The 17,802-nt window shown below is 62.6% G+C and carries 17 protein-coding genes; 4 read left to right on the plus strand and 13 right to left on the minus strand.

The features are described 5' to 3' along the window. Positions 1–46: 46 nt before the first annotated feature. From C7440_RS08065 to C7440_RS08110, 10 genes are all read right to left on the minus strand, one after another. Entirely contained in the window at positions 47–2,047 is a 2,001-nt protein-coding gene (locus C7440_RS08065) for a DUF3363 domain-containing protein (RefSeq protein WP_425327362.1), read from the minus strand. Positions 2,048–2,404: 357 nt separating this feature from the next. After that, entirely contained in the window at positions 2,405–2,938 is a 534-nt protein-coding gene (locus C7440_RS08070) for a S26 family signal peptidase (protein WP_116518115.1), read from the minus strand. Positions 2,939–2,942: 4 nt separating this feature from the next. Continuing rightward, entirely contained in the window at positions 2,943–3,443 is a 501-nt protein-coding gene (locus C7440_RS08075) for a DUF2840 domain-containing protein (protein ID WP_165832500.1), read from the minus strand. Further along, positions 3,440–3,679 (minus strand): chromosome partitioning protein ParB, encoded by a 240-nt coding sequence (locus tag C7440_RS08080; protein ID WP_116518116.1) that lies wholly within the window; start codon positions 3,677–3,679, stop codon positions 3,440–3,442. Before C7440_RS08080 ends, C7440_RS08075 begins: the two co-directional genes overlap by 4 nt. Then, entirely contained in the window at positions 3,676–4,419 is a 744-nt protein-coding gene (gene parA / locus C7440_RS08085; protein ID WP_116518117.1) for a ParA family partition ATPase, read from the minus strand. Before parA ends, C7440_RS08080 begins: the two co-directional genes overlap by 4 nt. Positions 4,420–4,642: 223 nt before the next feature. Further along, positions 4,643–5,479 (minus strand): replication initiator protein A, encoded by an 837-nt coding sequence (locus C7440_RS08090; RefSeq protein WP_116518118.1) that lies wholly within the window; start codon positions 5,477–5,479, stop codon positions 4,643–4,645. Between the two features lie 32 nt (positions 5,480–5,511). Continuing rightward, positions 5,512–5,802, minus strand: a complete 291-nt coding sequence (locus C7440_RS08095; protein WP_116518119.1) for a helix-turn-helix transcriptional regulator — start codon at positions 5,800–5,802, stop codon at positions 5,512–5,514. Between the two features lie 125 nt (positions 5,803–5,927). After that, positions 5,928–6,716, minus strand: a complete 789-nt coding sequence (locus C7440_RS08100; protein ID WP_116518120.1) for a DUF2285 domain-containing protein — start codon at positions 6,714–6,716, stop codon at positions 5,928–5,930. Between the two features lie 344 nt (positions 6,717–7,060). After that, a complete protein-coding gene (locus tag C7440_RS08105; RefSeq protein ID WP_116518121.1) occupies positions 7,061–7,405 on the minus strand; it encodes a DUF2958 domain-containing protein in 345 nt (114 codons plus the stop codon). Positions 7,406–7,856: 451 nt separating this feature from the next. Beyond that, positions 7,857–8,162: a DUF736 domain-containing protein gene (locus C7440_RS08110; RefSeq protein ID WP_116518122.1), complete on the minus strand. Its 306-nt coding sequence runs from the start codon at positions 8,160–8,162 to the stop codon at positions 7,857–7,859. Positions 8,163–8,805: 643 nt separating this feature from the next. On the opposite strand from C7440_RS08110, the gene C7440_RS08115 reads away from it, so the two are divergent. Then, a complete protein-coding gene (locus tag C7440_RS08115) occupies positions 8,806–9,099 on the plus strand; it encodes a helix-turn-helix domain-containing protein (RefSeq protein ID WP_116518123.1) in 294 nt (97 codons plus the stop codon). Positions 9,100–9,389: 290 nt separating this feature from the next. Here C7440_RS08115 and C7440_RS08120 read toward each other — a convergent pair whose 3' ends face one another. The 3 genes from C7440_RS08120 to C7440_RS08130 form a co-directional block, all read right to left on the minus strand. Then, a complete protein-coding gene (locus tag C7440_RS08120) occupies positions 9,390–9,677 on the minus strand; it encodes a ribbon-helix-helix domain-containing protein (RefSeq protein ID WP_116518570.1) in 288 nt (95 codons plus the stop codon). A 189-nt stretch (positions 9,678–9,866) separates the two neighbouring features. Then, positions 9,867–11,870 (minus strand): ParB/RepB/Spo0J family partition protein, encoded by a 2,004-nt coding sequence (locus tag C7440_RS08125; RefSeq protein ID WP_116518124.1) that lies wholly within the window; start codon positions 11,868–11,870, stop codon positions 9,867–9,869. 386 nt (positions 11,871–12,256) lie between these two features. Beyond that, positions 12,257–12,784, minus strand: coding sequence for a JAB domain-containing protein (locus C7440_RS08130; RefSeq protein WP_116518125.1), 528 nt, complete (start codon positions 12,782–12,784; stop codon positions 12,257–12,259). Between the two features lie 481 nt (positions 12,785–13,265). Here C7440_RS08130 and C7440_RS08135 point away from each other — a divergent pair, with 481 nt between their 5' ends. From C7440_RS08135 to C7440_RS20085, 3 genes are all read left to right on the plus strand, one after another. Continuing rightward, positions 13,266–15,602 carry an AAA family ATPase gene (locus C7440_RS08135; RefSeq protein ID WP_116518126.1) on the plus strand — a complete coding sequence of 779 codons (2,337 nt, stop codon included), beginning with the start codon at positions 13,266–13,268 and terminating at the stop codon, positions 15,600–15,602. After that, on the plus strand, positions 15,599–17,491 hold the full coding sequence (locus tag C7440_RS08140) for a UvrD-helicase domain-containing protein (protein ID WP_207775389.1): 1,893 nt from the start codon (positions 15,599–15,601) through the stop codon (positions 17,489–17,491). The genes C7440_RS08135 and C7440_RS08140 overlap by 4 nt, the downstream gene beginning before the upstream one ends. A gap of 126 nt (positions 17,492–17,617) precedes the next feature. Then, the gene (locus tag C7440_RS20085) at positions 17,618–17,782 is read left to right on the plus strand and encodes a MazG-like family protein (RefSeq protein WP_279305856.1); all 165 of its coding nucleotides are present in this window, start codon (positions 17,618–17,620) and stop codon (positions 17,780–17,782) included. The last annotated feature ends 20 nt before the right edge of the window (positions 17,783–17,802 follow it).

Below are 17,802 nucleotides of genomic sequence, written 5' to 3' on the forward strand. Positions count from 1 at the left end.
TTAACTTTCCTGGCCGAGGCAAATTGTTTCGTGCCGGGCACTGGAATCACCGGGATAAAGACCGTGAACGCCCGATGCTCCATGTCGCCCGCCCCGCCTGAATCGACACCGCCAGAGATTGTCCCAGGCGCTGCTCAATCACGGGACGCCACGGCACGAGCGTAAAGCTCGGGCCCTGCTCAAGCACGGCATAGCGGCCACTGGCCACCATGATCGAGCGCCGGTAGATGCCCGATGCCGTGCCGCGCTCGCCCAAAGGTCGATAAACCAGCCCGGTGTCGGATGTGATGGTCTTTGCGGCCGCATCGAGCTCGCGCGTGCGCAGGGTGCGCAACAGGTCCCTAGCCAATACGAACCGCTCACCCCGACGCTGAGCGAGCCCTTGCGTTTCAAGATACGCACCGCGTGCCTGCATCGCCTCGCGCACCTGCGCACCAAAGCCTGTTGCCGCCAGATCCCGTCCCTCGCCGATCAACTGCGTATCCAGCCATGTCGCCCCCAAAGCCCGCGTTTGCCGCGCGAGCGGCAGATGTGTGCGCAAGGCCACAGCCACGCCGCCTGTGCGCTGCAAGTCAAAGGCGCGTCCGCGCTCACGCAAGTCATCGGGAATTTTCCAAGCCCCCTCGGCCACCCGCTGCACGATACCGGCGCGCCGCAAGGCTTCCAGCCTTCTGACGTGGGACTGGACGATGCGTTCGGGGTCGCTGTCGCGGCCTTTGACGCTCGTCAGATGATCGGTCGTCCGGTACAGGCCATCGCGTGCAACCGCCGCGATGTTGCAATCCGCAGCGCTGTCCTGGATCGGTCGAATCTCCACGATGCCGCCGGCGGGATAGTCGGCGATATCCGTTTGGAACGGCAGCCCTATATAGTGCGCCCGCCCGTCCACACCATCGACGATCAGGTAGCCGGTATCGTGCAGTTCGTCGGCCAGCCCTTTAGCGGCAATTCTGCCGATGACGGACGCTGATTCGCGCTCGGGTGCATGAATCACGAATTCGCGTGCCTGGCCGCGCATCGCCCGGTGCAGCGTGCGGATAATGTCGCTCCGATCGCCCAGGCCGCGCAGCGTCGCTTCCAGCCGCCCATCAAGTTGCCAGCGGTTGGGATCTAGCCGGGTCGCCAGCCCCAGACCCGATAAGCGTTGCAACCGAGCGCGCAACATGGCCTGATACGGCAGATCACCGCGCAGCTCGCGGGCATCGACCACATCGACGACGGCTTGGCGCATCAAGTTTCTATCCAGGGTGGTATAGCGCTTCTGCTCGATCTCGCGGGTCAGGCTGTGTGCAATTTCGCGCTGCGTCCTGGGCCCGAGCCATTCGGTCGCGATGTCGGCGGCACGTACACGCATCCCGTGGCTCATGTAGTCGGGCGCGATCACCAGGTCCTGCCCGTTGTCGGCCCGACCGCGCAGCACGATATGGGTGTGCGGATTGTCGGTGTCCCAGTGATCGACGGCCACCCAATCTAGCCGTGTTTCCAGGTCCACCGCCATCCGCGCCATCAAGGCGCGGGTGTAGGCTTTCAGGTCGCCCAGTTCCTGCGCATCCTCGGGCGAGACGATGAAGCGGAATTGATGCCGATCATTCCGGCTGCGCGCCTCGAACGCCCGCGTATCGGCGTCCTCCGTGTCCGCGCCGTAAGCGCGGCCCGCCTGGCCTTCACGCGTGACGCCATCGCGGCATATGTAGCGCAAGTGGCGGCCAATACCGTCGCCGCCTGGCATGACCTTCACAAATCGGGATTTGATGACCACGCGCCGCATGCGTGGCGAAGGCTCAGCCGGCGCAAACCGCGCCGCGACCCGCCCGCGCCCAAAGTTCGCGCCGCTCCGCGGAGACGCGGCCCCGGCCCAGGTCGGCCCTGAGCGCGACACCTGGCGCAGCACCTTGGCAACGTAGCGCTCACCGCCGGCGCTGCGGTCATGCTTTGGCGGCGCAGGACGCGGCCGGAAACGATCTTCCTCACCTCGCGCCATGACGAAGGTCTCCGACAAGCTCAGCGCAGCACGGCGCAGACGGCACCCGGCAAACATAGCCGCCATGCGCAATCTCGCCAACGGACGGCACAGGCGCGCTTTCACGCGGTGCCGTCTCCCCACCCGTGCAGACGAGGCTTTGCGATCCACCCCGTGCTGGTCCTTTTATCTTGCCCCCGCTTTCGATTCGCCTCAAACGGGCTACTCGTTCGCCAGCTGGCCGTGGGCTGCCCAGGCCGACACGCCGGCGCAAAGGTCGAAGACCGGGCAAGCCTGGCGTCGCCGGCACGCCAGGCGCCGGACAAGCAATCTGCACGGTTGACGGCAAAACCGAGGTCACGCCAATGGCGGACAACGCGCATTGGGTATGCTCAGCGGACGGCAAAGCAACCAGCAGGTTCCGTGCGTGGTGGCACACCAATCTCATGACGGACCCCACACCCATAACGGCGCGGCCCGGCCGTAGGCCGCCGCGCGAACGATCGGCCCAAAGTAGCGGCTGTCGAACGACGCCCGATGCTCGCCGGCCAGCAAGAACAATTCGTTTTCCCTGAGCAGCCGGCAGCCCGGCCATGCGGCAAGCGGACGGCCTCGGCTGTCGCGCGCGAGCGTGCTTGCCACGACTCGCCCGTTAATTCCGACTGCGCCGCTTCGCACGCAGACATGATCCCCATATGCGGCGGCCACGCGCTTTAACAGCGGCACATTGCCTGGCAGGTAGCGCCGCTCGGCGGCGAACGCCACAATGTCGGCCGGCAGGCGCGTGACGATGTAATCGCCGCGCCGAATCGGCTGCGCGGAAACCGCATAAAAGCCGCGCGGGGCGCTGTCGCTGACATTGAAGACGACACGCAACGGAGCCATTGCCAAGACTGGCGCAAAGAGCGCGGCCAGGCCGAGCGCCATGCCGCCCAGAATGAAACACGATCGCCCCGGATTTAGCAAAGATGTCGTCATGGCGTCATGCTCCTAAGGCGCTGCGCGCACAATGCGCGGCATGACGCTCGGCCGTGTAAGCCGGCAGCGCCAGCCGCGCCGCGAGCCGGTTATCGACGGTGCGCCAATAGGCGGTGGACACCCGCACGGGCGGTATGCCGGCGGCCTCGATCGCATCAATGGCCGAAAGCACGGCCTTGATGCGGCGCTCGCCCTCGGCGCGCAGCAAAATGCGCGCGCCGGGCGACACGCCCGCGACGCGCTGAATACCTTCACCGGGCAAGCCCGCCTGCATCACCATGAGCTGCCACATGACCGTGCCGTACTCGTTGGCGGCCCAGCGCACGCGGCAGCACACCGCGCCGGGCTGGAACACGGCCACGCGCCGGTACGCGTCCTGGCGGACGATGCGCTGCGGTGCGCCAAAGCGCAGCCAGATGTTCACGCGCCTGCCGATCGTAGCGAGCGTCACGCGCATGGGCGCAGCGCGCAATGCGCTATCGGCGGCGCCGATAAATGGATTCATGGCGCATCCTTCGGAAACTCGCGCTCCAACAGCTCGCGCAGCATGGCGACAGCCGTGACGCCCCGCCGGAAAGCGGCCACTTTAATGCGCCCGCGCAGCGCCGGCGTCACGTCGATGGTGAGCCGCGCCGTAAACGGCGATGCGTCCGTTTGGGCGCTTCCCTGACGCACCCAGGACGCAGCCGCGCCGCCCGACGGACGCCGGCCAATGGCGGGACGGGGCCGCGCGGCGCTCATCGCAATGCCTCGCACACTTGAGCGGCCAGCCGCGCGATCTCGCGTGCGGCCGACCCATCGGCGTCGCGCTCGCGCACCAGCGAGCCGGCCGCCACGCTGTCGGCAAACGCGATGCGCTGCGACACCTCGGCAGCCAGCGTGGGCAGCGGCTGGTCGGCCAGGGCAGCGCGTGCCTCGCGCCCGATCACGGTGCCCACGACACGGCGATTGACCACGAACGCGGCGCGCAACTGCGGCTTGTAGATACGCGCCTCTTCGATGAGCTTGACCATTTCCTGGCTGGCCCACACGTCATACGCCGAGGGCTGCACCGGAACCAGCGCCAGGTCCGCCGCCAGCATGGCCGAACGGGCAATCGAGGCCACGCGTGGCGGCCCGTCGATCACCACGAAATCGGCCGCCAGCGCGATGTCGGGGATCTCGACATGCAAGGACTCGCGCGCCAGCCCAAAGATTCCGTACAGCCGATTGTGGCCGTTCTCGGCGCGGCGCTGCGCCCAGTCCGAGGCTGAACCCTGCGGGTCCGCATCGATGAGCACCACGCGACGGCCATCCAAGGCCAGCTCCGCCGCCAGATGCGTAGCCAGCGTGGTTTTTCCCACGCCGCCCTTCTGGTTCAACACGGCGATCACCTTGCCGGATCGGGGTTCATCGAGGCCGGCGTCAAGCACGCCGAGCGAGGCGGCAAAACGGTCCGCTTGCCGACCGCTTTTTTCGGTCTCGCAAATGCCGCTGGACATTTTTTGACCAGGACCGTGCGCGCCTTTAATCTTAGTTAGTCTTTTAGTTAAAGAGTTAGAAGCGCCCCGCACGGCCAATATTGGCGCGGCTTTCCAGGGGTTCTTGCGCCTAAAACCCCGTGCATTTTGCGCCTGAAACCCCGTATCGCACGCGCCCGAAACCCCGTGCCCATCCACAGGATATTCACAGCTTTGTCCACAAGTTATCCACATCTTGGCCTCACTAACATGGCGGTGCGCCGGGTTGCCGATGAAATTGCAGCCACTCGCCGCCGCCCGTACGCGCGACGCGCAACTGATAGCCGGGCAGCGCCTGGCGCAGCGCGAGACGGCGCACGTCCAGCGCAAAGTCGGAGTAGCGTGCCAGGCTGCCGGATTTGGCGTACAAGTGGCGCAGCTCGAACCGCCAGCCGGCACGCTGGCGCCCGCCGTGCTTGCGCACCAGCCGGTACAGCCAACGCTCGATGCCGCCCGTGAGCTGGAAATACCGAGGGTCGATGCCCAGCACTAGGGCGTCCGAGAGCACGCCGCCATAAAACCAATCGGGCAGAATGAGCTCGAGACCGGCCGCGCGGCCATCGGGCCGCACCGTCTCCTTCCATTCGTTGATCCACGAGAAGCGGTGCTGGCGTTTGCTCGCGCCCTGGCGCAAGGTGGTGGCCACGGTGGTCGACTGCAGCCGGTCCAGCGCGGCACGCAGGCGCCGGTAGTCGTCCTGCGCGGTCCCGCGGCCCGTGAAGGTGAGGATTTCGCGCGGCGCCACGGCCATGAGGCGTGAAGTCGGCAGGCCCTGGTCGCGCGCGGCGACGATTTGGCTAGCGGCCCAGATCAGCACGTCGGCATCCCAGATCGTGGCGATGCCGTGTTCGGGCACGCCTTCGACCTGGATACGCACGGCACCGGCCTCGAAGGCGATGGGCCGCGTGCGCCGCGTCTTGGCCAGCGAGAAAAACGGATACGCCATCAGGTCCTGCGCATCGCGCGGACGCATATCGCCGGGCAGTGCGCGAAATAGCGCGAGCTGCTCGCGTTCGCTCGATGCCGGGTCGCGCCGCACCATACTGGTACCCTATCCGATTCAACGGCAACGGTTCAGCGGTGCGCGCGGCGATCGAGATAGTCCGGATCGGAGGTCATGCCGTAGGCCTGGCTGTCCGCCCAAGCATCCAGATCCACGATGGCGTACATCACGCGGCGCCCGAATTTGCGAAAGCGCGGCCCGCCGCCGATGACGCGCATTTTCTCCAGCGTGCGCGGCGACAGCCGCAGGTACGCGCCGGCCTCGTCATTGGTAAGATAGCGCGCCGACGGTGCGGCAATCTGGGTGGGCGCGGTGCGCTCCTGTGCGGCCAGCGTCGGATGCGTTGCGTAAGCGAGTGCCATGACGGTCTCCTTCGATGAGTGGCGTCGGCCGCCAAAGCGGGGCCGATTGGGGACAGTCTGCGCAAACCCGGGATACTCGGGAAGGGAGGCGAACGGGCCGCGCCCTTCGTCTCCGTGAGCGTCATCTAAGCGTGGCGCAGGCCAAGCAACTGCCGGTAACCGCCGCGCATGAAGAATTGTCCGCGCAAAAGCGTGTGTCGCACTCGGGCGCGCAGCAGGCTGTCGGCATGCCAGTGTTCGCGCACGGCCCGCTCGCCGAACAACGCCTCGCCGATCTGGCGCTGCGATGCGCCCGCATGCAAACCATCTAACGCCTGAATAGCGCGCAGATGCAGCGTGGCGGCGCGATAGGCCCTGGCGCGATCCGCGCGCAGCCGTGATCGCAGCGCATCGGACGATCGCGCTTCCTGCCCCGCCAAACTCAGCGTCAACGCGTGAAGCTCCCGCCACCGGCCACGCTGTTCAACATCGAACGGCACGATGCAAGTGCAGGGCCGCCCGGCCAATGCGCCGGCATCCAGCCGTGCGTGCAGCCGTCGCTGGCCTTGCCTGACCTGCAGGGCAAAACCTTTGCCGGTTGCGATCAGCGCTTTGCGGCCCGGAATATCCCAGAGACGAAACGCACGCCCCTGCGGCGTCGCGGTGTCCTCGGCCCCCACGATGCAAGGCGTCGGCAGCCATTGCGGCATCCAGACCGGCTGCGCGCAGCCGGCGTTATGAGCGGGGTCCTCCCACTGCATGAGCCCCCAACACGTGAGATCGCCCGCCGACGAACTATGGCGCGCACACCAATCCCTGCGGTACTCGGGATGGCGGCGCAAATACTCCCAGGCCAATCCTGGCCCGTCCAGATGCGCAACGTATAAATAGGCCGCCGTGACGCGCCACAGGCCGGCCGCATTGTGAGATTGCATTACCTCGCTCCTCGTGGAAGTTACAACACCCCCGACCCCGCATGGTGCGCAAGGCTTCGTCACGCCAGATACGAGCGGTTACCCGGCTGGCGTGCGGGAGAGTGGAGAGAGCGAGGCAACGCGCCTGCGAGGCGTTTGCCTAAAAACGGCTGACGCGGCCCCGAGCACATGGAGCAAACCGACCCGTCAACGACGGCGTGCCGGCAAGACGTCAACTTTCTAGAATATCGGCCGGATCAAGATGCCGTCCAAGACAATATCCGCAACGCACGATTCATAGATCGCCTCGTGTGGGAAGAGATGGGATAAGCGCCGCCCGCGTGGGCGGCGCAAAACACACGCGATCAAGTCACGATGCGCTGCGCGGCGCGGGCCAGCCGCGCGTAGTGGCTTAAGGGATACCCGGCCACGAAATGCGCGTCGCGCTCGACCGCTAGGCCCAGACGGCCCCGCACGCCTTGCAGCTCGGTCAGGCTCACATAGCCCAGCTCCGGGCTACCCAGGCCCAAATCGCATAAACCGAAAGCCAGCTCCGGATTGTCCGGATCGATCTCGGTCAGCAGCCATGTGGCGCCCGCGTCGGGCGTAAAGAATTTGACGACCGGATACGGATCGTGATCTCGTTCGCGGCTAATGCGGCCATTGGCCAGCAGCTGTTCGCGCAAATGGTCGGGCAGAAAGTCATGCATCACGGTTCTCCTTGAATACGCTCCCCATCGGAGCGAGGCGAACCGGGCGCGCGCCATCGGGCGACGCGGTCACACCCCCAACACGGTCCGGTGCGGGCCGGGGGTTGACGGCGGCGCGGCGCGTGCCAACGTATGCCACTGTCCGTGGGGATGCGGGGAGAACGCGAATAGCTTATGCATCGGATGCAGCACCTGCTCGTCGTAAAACCGCCGATACGTTTTTACGGATTGACATGCTGTCGTAGAGGCGTATTCACGCCTTTACGCAATAGCGCTTTTACGCCGATACGGATCGGCGATTCTGCGGAACTAAGGATTTACGGGTCTACGGATTTGCGGATTTACGGCTTGACGACCTTTAGCCCGGCACACGAAAACCGGCCCGCAATAGAAAACGAAAGCCGGGGCTGGTGCTAGCGCCCGGCTAACCGGGCGCATCGAGGATGCGGGCTTAGCTGCCCTTGGGCCGCGACCAGATCAGGCTGTACGTGCCGTCGTCGTTTTCGACCAGGCGCGCGTAGATCGTCGCCGGAAACGACGGATCGTCCAGCGTGACCGACAGGTACGGCCGGTCGTTGCTGGAAACCTTTTTCCATGCCGCGCCGATCTCGAAGGCGCCCGCCACGATGCGGTAGTCTGGGGCCTTGTCGCTTTCCTTCTCGGAAGCAACGATCTTGACCTTGACGTTGAGCGTCAGGGTGCGGACCGTGCCCGCAAAGCCGTTGTCTTGCGCGGTGAATGTGCCAATCAGTGCCATGATGAAACTCCTTTGAGGTTGCAAGTCCGCGCCCATCGCGTCCTTGTCGTGATCCGATCGTCGCAGGCCGGGCGCGGCGCACCCCGCAGGGGCGGAAACGAACGTGGACGACCGGCAGGCGCGGCGATTTTGCCTCGCGAGGAATGCGCCGCGCGCAGGGGAAAATCGTTGCGCCGAACGGTTGCACCGCATCAGCCCGAGGCGGTCGCCAGCCGCCGTGCCAAAGACAGGATTCACACCAAACAAGGCCGCGATGGGCGGGACGATGCGCAAAGGAACATGGCATGGGTGCGTTCGACGCGATATCGGCATTTCGGCCTATGCTGGTTCGCTGTCGCAGGGCAAGGTCAATGCCTGTTCGCGCGTAGCGACAAGGCGCCGATGCATCATGAAGAGGCGAATCGGCGCGCTGGCCCAAAGGTTCAACGGTCCGGGGTGGCACATCCATTGGCGTTCCGCTTCGGCGTCGTGCCGCAAAGGGCCAGAGTCGGTGAGAAGGCGCGGCGCGGCAACCCATTGCGTCGTACCCAGGCGCAAGACAACATTACGCAGAGAAATCTCATCAAAGAAAAATGAACACTATAGGTTGTAGCCCTATAGAGCGCAATCGGTTGTTATTTTGGTTTCTCAAGGGAAACCCTCGGTGTCGGAACAGATTTCGCTCGCAGCAGCATTACGGACCCTTCGCAAGGCACGCGGCCTGAGCCAGGAAGCGTTCTCCGACGTGTCCAGCCGCACCTATCTGAGTTCCCTGGAGCGAGACCTGAAAAGCCCGACGCTCAATAAACTGGCCGAACTGTGCCAGGTGATGGACGTTCACCCGCTCACGCTGCTGACGCTGGCGTATGCCGGCGCCCGCACCGCCGACACAGACCAGCTTCTGGCGCAGGTACGCCGGGAGCTGGAGGCCGTATTGAAGGACCGCGATACACCCTGATGGCGCGATTCGCGCCAGCGGCTGCAATCACTCTGGTTTTTAGATTGTTTCCGCGCCACGCCCTCGGGTAATCGGGGCGGGGCGCGGCGTTTTGGGAGGGTCTCGATAATCAGCCCAAAGCGCCCGCCGTTTGGCGTCGCGGGTTATTCGTCTTCGTGCACGGCGTCTTCCACATCCTGGTCGCCATAGAAAATGTTCAATATGGCTACGGCGTCGCCGCTGACCTCAAACGCGATCATGGTGCGTTTCTTGTGATGAGTGATGCGCAGACCCGGACGGGACGTAGGCCATTAACGCGCCTTGAGCGCCTTGAGCGCCTTTTTCTGTTCGGCGGCCAGCGCCTTGCGCACGTCCGGCGCGGCGATCGCGCTGCTCGGATTCGCCTTGATGGCATCGTAAGCAGGCGCGACCTCGTTTTTGAGCCATGCCTCGACCGCCTTGTCACGGGCCAGCAGCGTGCGCAGGCCATCGCGGATGACTTCGCTCTCGGTCGCGTATTCGCCGGACGTGACCTTGCCCCGCACCAATTGCGCCATCTCGTTGGGCAAGGTAATGCTGAACTGTTGTGTGGATCGCATGACCAGCTCCGAAATGATTAAATAGGATTTAATCGTACGCTTTTTTGACCCGCTGCGGATCAAACCGAGGCGCGGCGTTTTGCACTGGCCCTCGATGGGCCATGCAAAGCGCCCGCCGCCCGGCATGTCTGCCAGAACAACGGGCGCAGCACGGCGTAAGGTGGGGAGCGGTGCCTTACGCCGAATACGTCAATCCGCCACGGTCAACATGGCAGGCAGCCATTTGGCGGCCACGGCATACTGTCCGGCTTCGGCCGCCATCGCGGCTTTTTTGTATCCGGCCACCCGGTTGACCTCGCCCGGTTTGAACACTTTGAAGGCATCCAGTATCTGGCCCTTGGAGACATGATCGAAGTAGTTCTCGGCGCTGGCTGCCCAATACGCCGACATGTCCAGCTTGACGGCCCGCGACAGTGGGTCGGCGCGGCGGTCGTGCTCGCTGCTGGTCACGGCATCCAAGGTCGCCGCCGTGCATACCGCCAGGAGCGCCAGCAGATCGGCCCGCTTGTAGGCCAGCAAGGACTCGAACAATTCCTCGGCCTCGGCGGGCAGGCGTTCACGCCATGCGCTGCGCAGCGCATCGAACTCGATCACGCTTTTGCCGCCTTCCAGATTGGCCGCATGGCGCGACAGATCGCCTTGTTGCCGCGCTTCGATCTGCACCAAACTCTGAACGCCGTACCCGCGATAAAACACCTGCAAGGCCAGCCGGTGGGTCAGCGCCACCAAGGTCACATCGGGTTTGCGCGCCAGTTCAAGCTGCAAGGCGGCGCTGCGGTGCGCGCTCAAGTTACGCGCCAGCTTTTCCGAGACGGTCTTGCCCGGTTTGGTGCCGTTGCCCTCGGCGCTGTCATCGTCGGCATTGCCATCCGTGCCGTCGTGCTCACCGCCTGCGACGGCTTTTTGCGCCTGCGTCGCCGCCTTGGCGTCCTCGGGGCGCACCAGTCCACGATGCACCACCAGATCGCCGTCGCGGTCCAGCGTCACGATGGCTCCGGCCTGCGCCATCGTTTCAGGCGCGTAGGCCAGCAAGGACGCATAGAGGGCTTCCAAGGCTTGCCCCACTTGTTCGCCTTGCTCGTAGAGGGGTGCGGCGGCGGCGTCCTCGGCTTCTTCGGCGGCGAACAAGGCCTCCTCGATGCGGGCCTGCTCGGCTTCGAGCTTGGCGATGCGCTTGCGCTCCCGCGCAGTGGGTTCACGCTCACCTTGCGCGGCCCGCCGAAACGCAGACAGTTCGCTGTAGCCCAGCGTCGGCATGGCATCGACCCACTTCCATCCTTCGGTCTTGATCTGGGCCGTGACGGTTTCCAGCTTGGCCATGGCCAGCCGGTTGAGCAACCCCGCATCGGTCAGGTACACGCCGCTGTCCTGCTCCGCAAACAGGTCGCGCCGAAGGCCGCCGCCTGCCGCCGTGTAGTTCTCGATCCCGACGAACCGCGTCAGTGCGCTGCGCGAGGCGTCCACCTCGGTATCGGTCAGGCGGCGGCGCAAGGCGATGGCGTCGCGCTCCCACTGCGGCGCTTCGTAGTAGGCGGCTTCTTGGGCCGTGTGGTCGTCGGTGATCGCGAGCGCCATCAACTGCTCAAGCGTAACCTGATCGGCCCGGTAATCGGCCAGCAGGCGCGGCGAGACGCGGGCAAGCTTCAAGCGGCGCTGCACCACCAAGGGTGTCACGCCGAAATCGGCGGCAATGTCCTCGATGGGCCGGCCTTCGTTTACCAGCGCCTTAAACGCTTCGAACTGGTCGGCCGGGTGCATGGCTTCGCGCTGCACGTTTTCGGTGAGGCTCACGGTGACGGCGCTATCGTCCGGCACTTCCAAGCAAGGGATAATCTGATCCATGGAAAGGCGCTTTTGCTTGACCAGCAGCCGCAAGGCTTGCAGGCGACGGCGACCGCCGACGACGCCGTAATCCTCGCCGTCCACGATGACGATCAGGTTTTGCAGCAGACCGACCCGCGCAATGCTCTCGGCCAATTGTTCCGGCGAGTCGGTGCGGGTCTTGCGCACGTTGCGCCGGGAGATACGCAGCCGCGACAGTGGGATAAAGCGCAGCACGGCGGGGGCATCCTCGGCAGCCGTGGTCTGCGCCTTGTCGAGTACGGCTTGCGCCTGTTGCGTGGCCTCATCGCTCAGGGTCTGGTCGGCCACGGTTTGCACAGCGGCGATTTCGGAAGGGGTGACGGTATTCATGATGATGCTCCTTGAAGTGGTAACTGGGCACGAAGGGCCGGGTGGCCCTTCGTGCCCATGAAAACCACCCGGCACGGCGGGGGTGCGCCGTCAAGGGGAAAAGCGGACGGCCCTGGCGCGGCCCGTAGCCGACAGGCGAGGACACGGGGGGCGGTCGCGGCCCTTGACGGACCGAGCGCCCCGGACATGCCACGGCAAGCGCCGCCCGGCGCGCGCAGGCGTCCGCCCCACGGCTTTTCTTTTGGATGCCAGAGAGTCACTGTCCGCTGTGGTTTACCGCAAGGCGGCTCGCTGGCGGGTGTTCATCGCTTCACGCCGTTTACGCCATGTCGTTCGAGCAAGGGCAAATAAAAAAGGGAGGCAAGTAGCCTCCCGAGGACGCCGGGCTATACCAGCTCTTTTTCGGCCATCGACACGATGGTCGGCCCGGCGACGATGAAGTGATCGAGCAGTTGCACGTCGATGAGCGCCAGCGCCTGCTTCAGATGTTGGGTCAAGCGAATGTCCGCCGCGCTGGCTTCGGCTGCCCCGCTGGGATGATTGTGGACCAGGAACACCGCCTTGGCGTTATGCCAAAGCGCAAGCTTGACGATCTCGCGAGGGTAAACGGCCGCCTGGTCGAGCGTGCCGCGAAACGGCTCCAGGTAGTCAATCAGCCGGTGTTGGGTGTCGATCAGCATCAGGCCGCACACTTCATGCTCCAGCGCCGTGTTAAAGCGCAGTCGCAGAAAATCGCGCACCGCGTCCGGCCCCGTCAACGACTGCCCGCGCAGCTCGTCCGCTTGGACCAGTTCGCGCGCCACGCGCAGGATTTCGCGGCGGCTGGCCGGGCGCATCGCGCCGCCCGCATCGCGCATCAGCAGCGCGCCGGCGTTGTTCGCATCAAGATCGAGAGAAAGGGAATATTGCTGCATGACTGCCTCCGGTTCGGAATCAGGCGGAAATTGCCTGGAACCGAAGGGCTCACGCCGCAGCGCAAGCCGTCATAGGGTCAACGACGGCCGCAGGACGCCAGCGCACACGTGCGCGCCGCCCTTGACGGCGAGAACGGCGTGGGAACGTGACAGGAAAGCAAAGGACGCCCCCGCTTCCCCGACAGCATATGTCCTTGGGTAGGCAAGTGCCCAAGGCACGCGCCAGGCGTCAGTGATATGCAAGGCGGGCCATGCCCGTCCCCACGGGGATGAGCGATTAGCGAACCTGGAGCAGCGCGGTTCGCAAAGCGAAGACGCAAGAACCCACTTCCGCTGCATGGAATGGGCCTGCACCACACATTTGTTTATTTTTGATACATTCAAAGAAAACAATGCACGACTGCGGGCAACAAGAGGCTCTCCTCGCTGGATCTGGGCAAGTCTCTGAAATCCAATCTTATACGCGGTGTTGGAGGCGTTTATGCGAATTGAGTTCGTCGAGATAGCGAATTTTCGAAAACTACTTTCGACAAGGGTCGGTCTTTCATCCAACAAGACCGTCTTCGTCGGAGCAAATAACAGCGGCAAGACGTCGGCGATCACCGCGTTGCGTTATTTTCTCGTGGACCGCGGGCACTCCAGGTTCTGCCTTAATGACCTCACCCTTGCTCATTGGCCGATCATCAATGCCATGGGCACCACGTGGGAAGAGGCGCATACCAATAATGAGGTATTGCCAGCGCCGAACTGGGATCCGGTATTACCGCTGCTTGACGTGTGGCTCCAGGTTGCCGTGAATGAAGTGCACTACGTGCAGAAAATCCTGCCCACCCTGGACTGGGACGGCGGACGGCTGGGCGTGAGGATGCGCCTGGAGCCCAGGGACGCGGAACAGCTGCAACAGGAATATCTGAATGCGCGTGCCCAAGCCGTGGCATTGCAAGCGGCGGGGGCCGCGCTCGCCGCCGAACAAGGCAAAGCGGTCGATGAGTTTCAAGTTGCGATCTGGCCTCAAAACCTCATTGATTTTCTACAGCGTAGATTAAAGACGCTTTTTACTGTCAGGGCCTACATTCTCGACCCGGCCGCCTGTGTCGCCCCTGAGCACGGCAGAGCCAGGCCACAAGCACTGGACGGAAGCGAGCCCATCGACGGTGACCCGTTCTATGGCCTTATCCGTATCGACGAGATCAGCGCTCAACGCGGTTTTGGCATGGAGGGAGAACGCGACGACGAAAGCGACGACATCACCGCCGGCAGAAGCGGGTCGAGAAAACTATCTGTTCAACTCCGGCAATACTACACCCGCCACCTCGACCCTTACGAGAATCCGGATGCGCAGGATCTTCTTGCTCTGAAGGCGATTGAAGAGGCCCAGCAAGCCTTCAATTTGCGGCTTAGCGACGGCTTCAAGGGACCGCTCATGGAGATGCACAAACTTGGGTATCCAGGTGTCACCGACCCGAAATTGAACATCTCGACGCGGCTGCGCCCCGTCGAAGGATTAAACCACGACGCCGCCGTGCAATTTATTGTCCCCATACGTGACGGCGGCAATACCGCGAACCTATATTTACCCGAGGATTCCAACGGGTTGGGTTACCAGAACCTCATCTCCATGGTGTTCCGCCTCATGGCCTTTCGTGACAGTTGGATGCGTGTTGGCAAAGCGAAACATAAAGCTTCCGATGACACCATCATCCCCCCTTTGCATTTGGTTCTCATCGAAGAGCCAGAGGTGCATCTTCACACTCAAGTTCAGCAGGTCTTCATTCGGCAGGCCCATAAAATTCTACGCAACCACCCCAATCTCGGAAACGGTCCAAACTTTGTGACCCAAATGGTGGTCAGCACCCACTCCAGCCACATCGCGCATGAGTGTGAGTTTGATTCCCTCCGTTATTTCCGGCGCCTGCCGGGTGGCGACAAGGCTATTCCAACCTCCTGCGTCGTCAATCTCGAAAACGCGTTCGGCGCAGATCTGGACACCAAGCGCTTCGTGACGCGCTACCTGCGTGTCACGCATTGTGACCTGTTCTTCGCCGACGCTGCGGTCCTAATAGAAGGGCCGGCCGAACGTATTCTCATACCCAATTTTGTAAACAGTCATGCGGAATTCCAAAAGCTCTCGGAAAGCTACATCACCTGGCTTGAGATTGGAGGTAGCCACGCGCACAAGCTGCGCAGCCTGGTCGAGAAAATTGGCCTCACCACACTAGTCATCACCGACATCGACTCGTGCAATGCCGAAGGAGCCAGCGCCCCTCCGGTCAGAGGGGCGAACTATACAACTCGCAACGCCACTCTGCGAACGTGGTGGCCCCTCATCAATGAACTTGATCCACTGCTCGACAAACCCGAGAACGAAAAGGTCAAAACCTATGCGGATGAGAATTTCTCGGTGCGTGTTGCCTACCAGTCGCCCATCCAGGCGACGTTCAAAGGGGAAGCCGCCGAAGCGCTCTCCTACACCCTCGAAGACGCGATAGTGATGGCGAACCTGGACTTGTTCGCAACCATGGCTGGAACCGGGCTAATCGCCAAATTTCGCACCGCCATTGCAGATAGCGCCAATTTGGCCGCCTTGAGCGAAGCGCTCAAGGCGGCTCTCCAGGGAGGTGGCAAAGCCGAGTTCGCATTGGATTTGCTCGAAATTGAGAACCCGCTTTCCCTAAGGCCGCCAAACTATATCAAGGACGGACTGGTCTGGTTGGCCGACCAGCTTGAACAAAAGCAGTCCGAGCTTGGCCTCGTCCAGTCCGCCGGAAACGATGACGGTCAACCGGAGAGGGACATGCCCGTGGAGGCCGTGGCGTGAACGATTCTATGACGGCATCGAATATCACGCTTGACGATCATGTTGAATGTGAGCTGGCTGAATTCCTGAACTTGGAGAAACCAACCAGCTTCTTTCTCTTTGCCGGCGCCGGATCGGGAAAAACACGCTCGCTGGTGAATGCGCTGAACCACGTGGCGAACACGTATCGCGACACTCTCCATCTGCGCGGCCGCAAAGTCGCCGTCATCACCTACACCAACGCCGCTTGCGACGAGATCATCCGCCGGACGGAGTATGACCCGTTATTCGTTGTGCGCACCATCCACAGTTTCGCTTGGTCGCAATTCCAGGGGTTCAATTCCGACATACGCGATTGGCTAAGAGAAAACCTACAGCAAGAGATCACCGATCTTCGAGCGGAAGAGGCAAAGGGTCGAGCGGGCACCAAGGCCTCGGCGGCTCGCCAGGTCCAAATCGATTCCAAGCACCGCCGGTTGGACAGGCTCGCCGACATCAGAACCTTCACATACAACCCCAATGGCGACAACCGAGAACGTAATTCGTTGAATCACAGCGAAGTTATTAAAATATTCTCGACGTTCCTGCTAACGAAGCCACTCATGCAGCGCATGTTCGTTGAAAAGTTTCCATTTCTATTGATTGACGAAAGTCAGGACACTAGCCGCGCGCTGATCGATGCCCTACTCGCGGTGCAAAAGACGCATGCGGATCGCTTCTGCCTTGGCCTGATCGGCGACACGATGCAGCGCATTTACCCAGACGGCAAGGAGCGGATAGAAACAGACATACCGCAAGACTGGGCGACGCCTGAGAAGAGGCTTAACCACCGCTGCCCACGCCGTGTTGTTCGACTCATCAATCAAATTCGCGCCGGCGCGGATGACCATGCGCAGGAACCACGCGACGATAGTCCCGAGGGCTGGGCGCGGCTGTTCATTTTTCCAATCGATACGCCGGACAAGCCCGCGCTTGAGCAGCGAATCCGGGGCCATATGATGGGAGTGACCGGCGACCCGGACTGGTCCGATGTCAGTAAATGCAAAATCCTGACCCTTGAGCATCACATGGCGGCCCGAAGGATGGGCTTTATGCAGATGTTCGAAGCACTGGCTTCCGTTGACGATTTTAGGACGGGTTTTCTCGACGGCAGCTTTGGGCCTACCCGCTTTTTCACACACCTCGTCCTGCCACTCGTCATGGCACAGCAAAAGAACAACAAGTTCGCGACCGCCAAGCTGATGCGAGAGAACTCGCCGTTGCTCACCAAGGACAGCCTCAAGAGCAACGACAAACCCATGGCGCAACTTCGCGCAGCTCAAGCCGCCATCGACAGCCTAATGGGTCTTTGGGCTGATGACGAACCCACTTGCGCCGAGATCGTCGAGAACATCGCTAAAACCGATCTCTTTGAAATGCCTGATGGGCTCAAGACGGCCCTGGCCGCCAAACTGGCTGAATCGGCGGCAAGTCCCGACGACAACCAGGCGGATCCCGTCAGTGATCAAATCGCAGCACTCATCACGTTCCTTGACTGTGGGTTCTCGGAGATTGCGCCATATGCCGCCTATGTCGCGCATAAGGCGCCGTACGATACCCACCAAGGGGTGAAGGGGCTGGAGTTCGAGCGTGTCATGGTGCTCATGGATGACGAGGAGGCTCGCGGATTCTTGTTTGGTTACGACAAGTTGCTAGGAGCCAAAGCGCCCACACCCGCCGACATTAAAAACGTCCGGGAGGGGAGGGAAACCTCCATTGATCGCACACGACGGCTATTTTATGTGACATGCAGTCGCGCGCAGTCCAGCTTGGCCCTTATCGCATACTCTACGGATCCCGCCGCCGTGCGGGCTCATGTCGTTGACAGCGGATGGTTGGAGGATCACGAGATTTTATTGGAGATTCCCTAGAAATACGGGAAAACTCTATCCCTTGAATAACCTCTAATCATCCCCACGCCTTTGTCTTCAAGACCGATCAGCTTCGACTTGACGTCATGCGCCCCTGCGCCAACATCATCAATTAACCAACAGGCAGTGTTCGCCACCTCCAGGGCCGTTCGCGATGAGCTAGTCGATGTGGTGTTGTATCTCGTGCGGCTATGCAGCGTGTTGGGCGTCGATCTCAACGAGGCGGTCACACACAAGATTCAAGCCAACGGCAGGAAGTATCCAGCCGGCGACTCGACACCTTATCTGTAGTGCCCCAAGCCGTTGCCTGG

It is taken from the genome of Pusillimonas noertemannii (genome assembly GCF_003096595.1).
GTDB lineage: Bacteria > Pseudomonadota > Gammaproteobacteria > Burkholderiales > Burkholderiaceae_B > Pusillimonas > Pusillimonas noertemannii.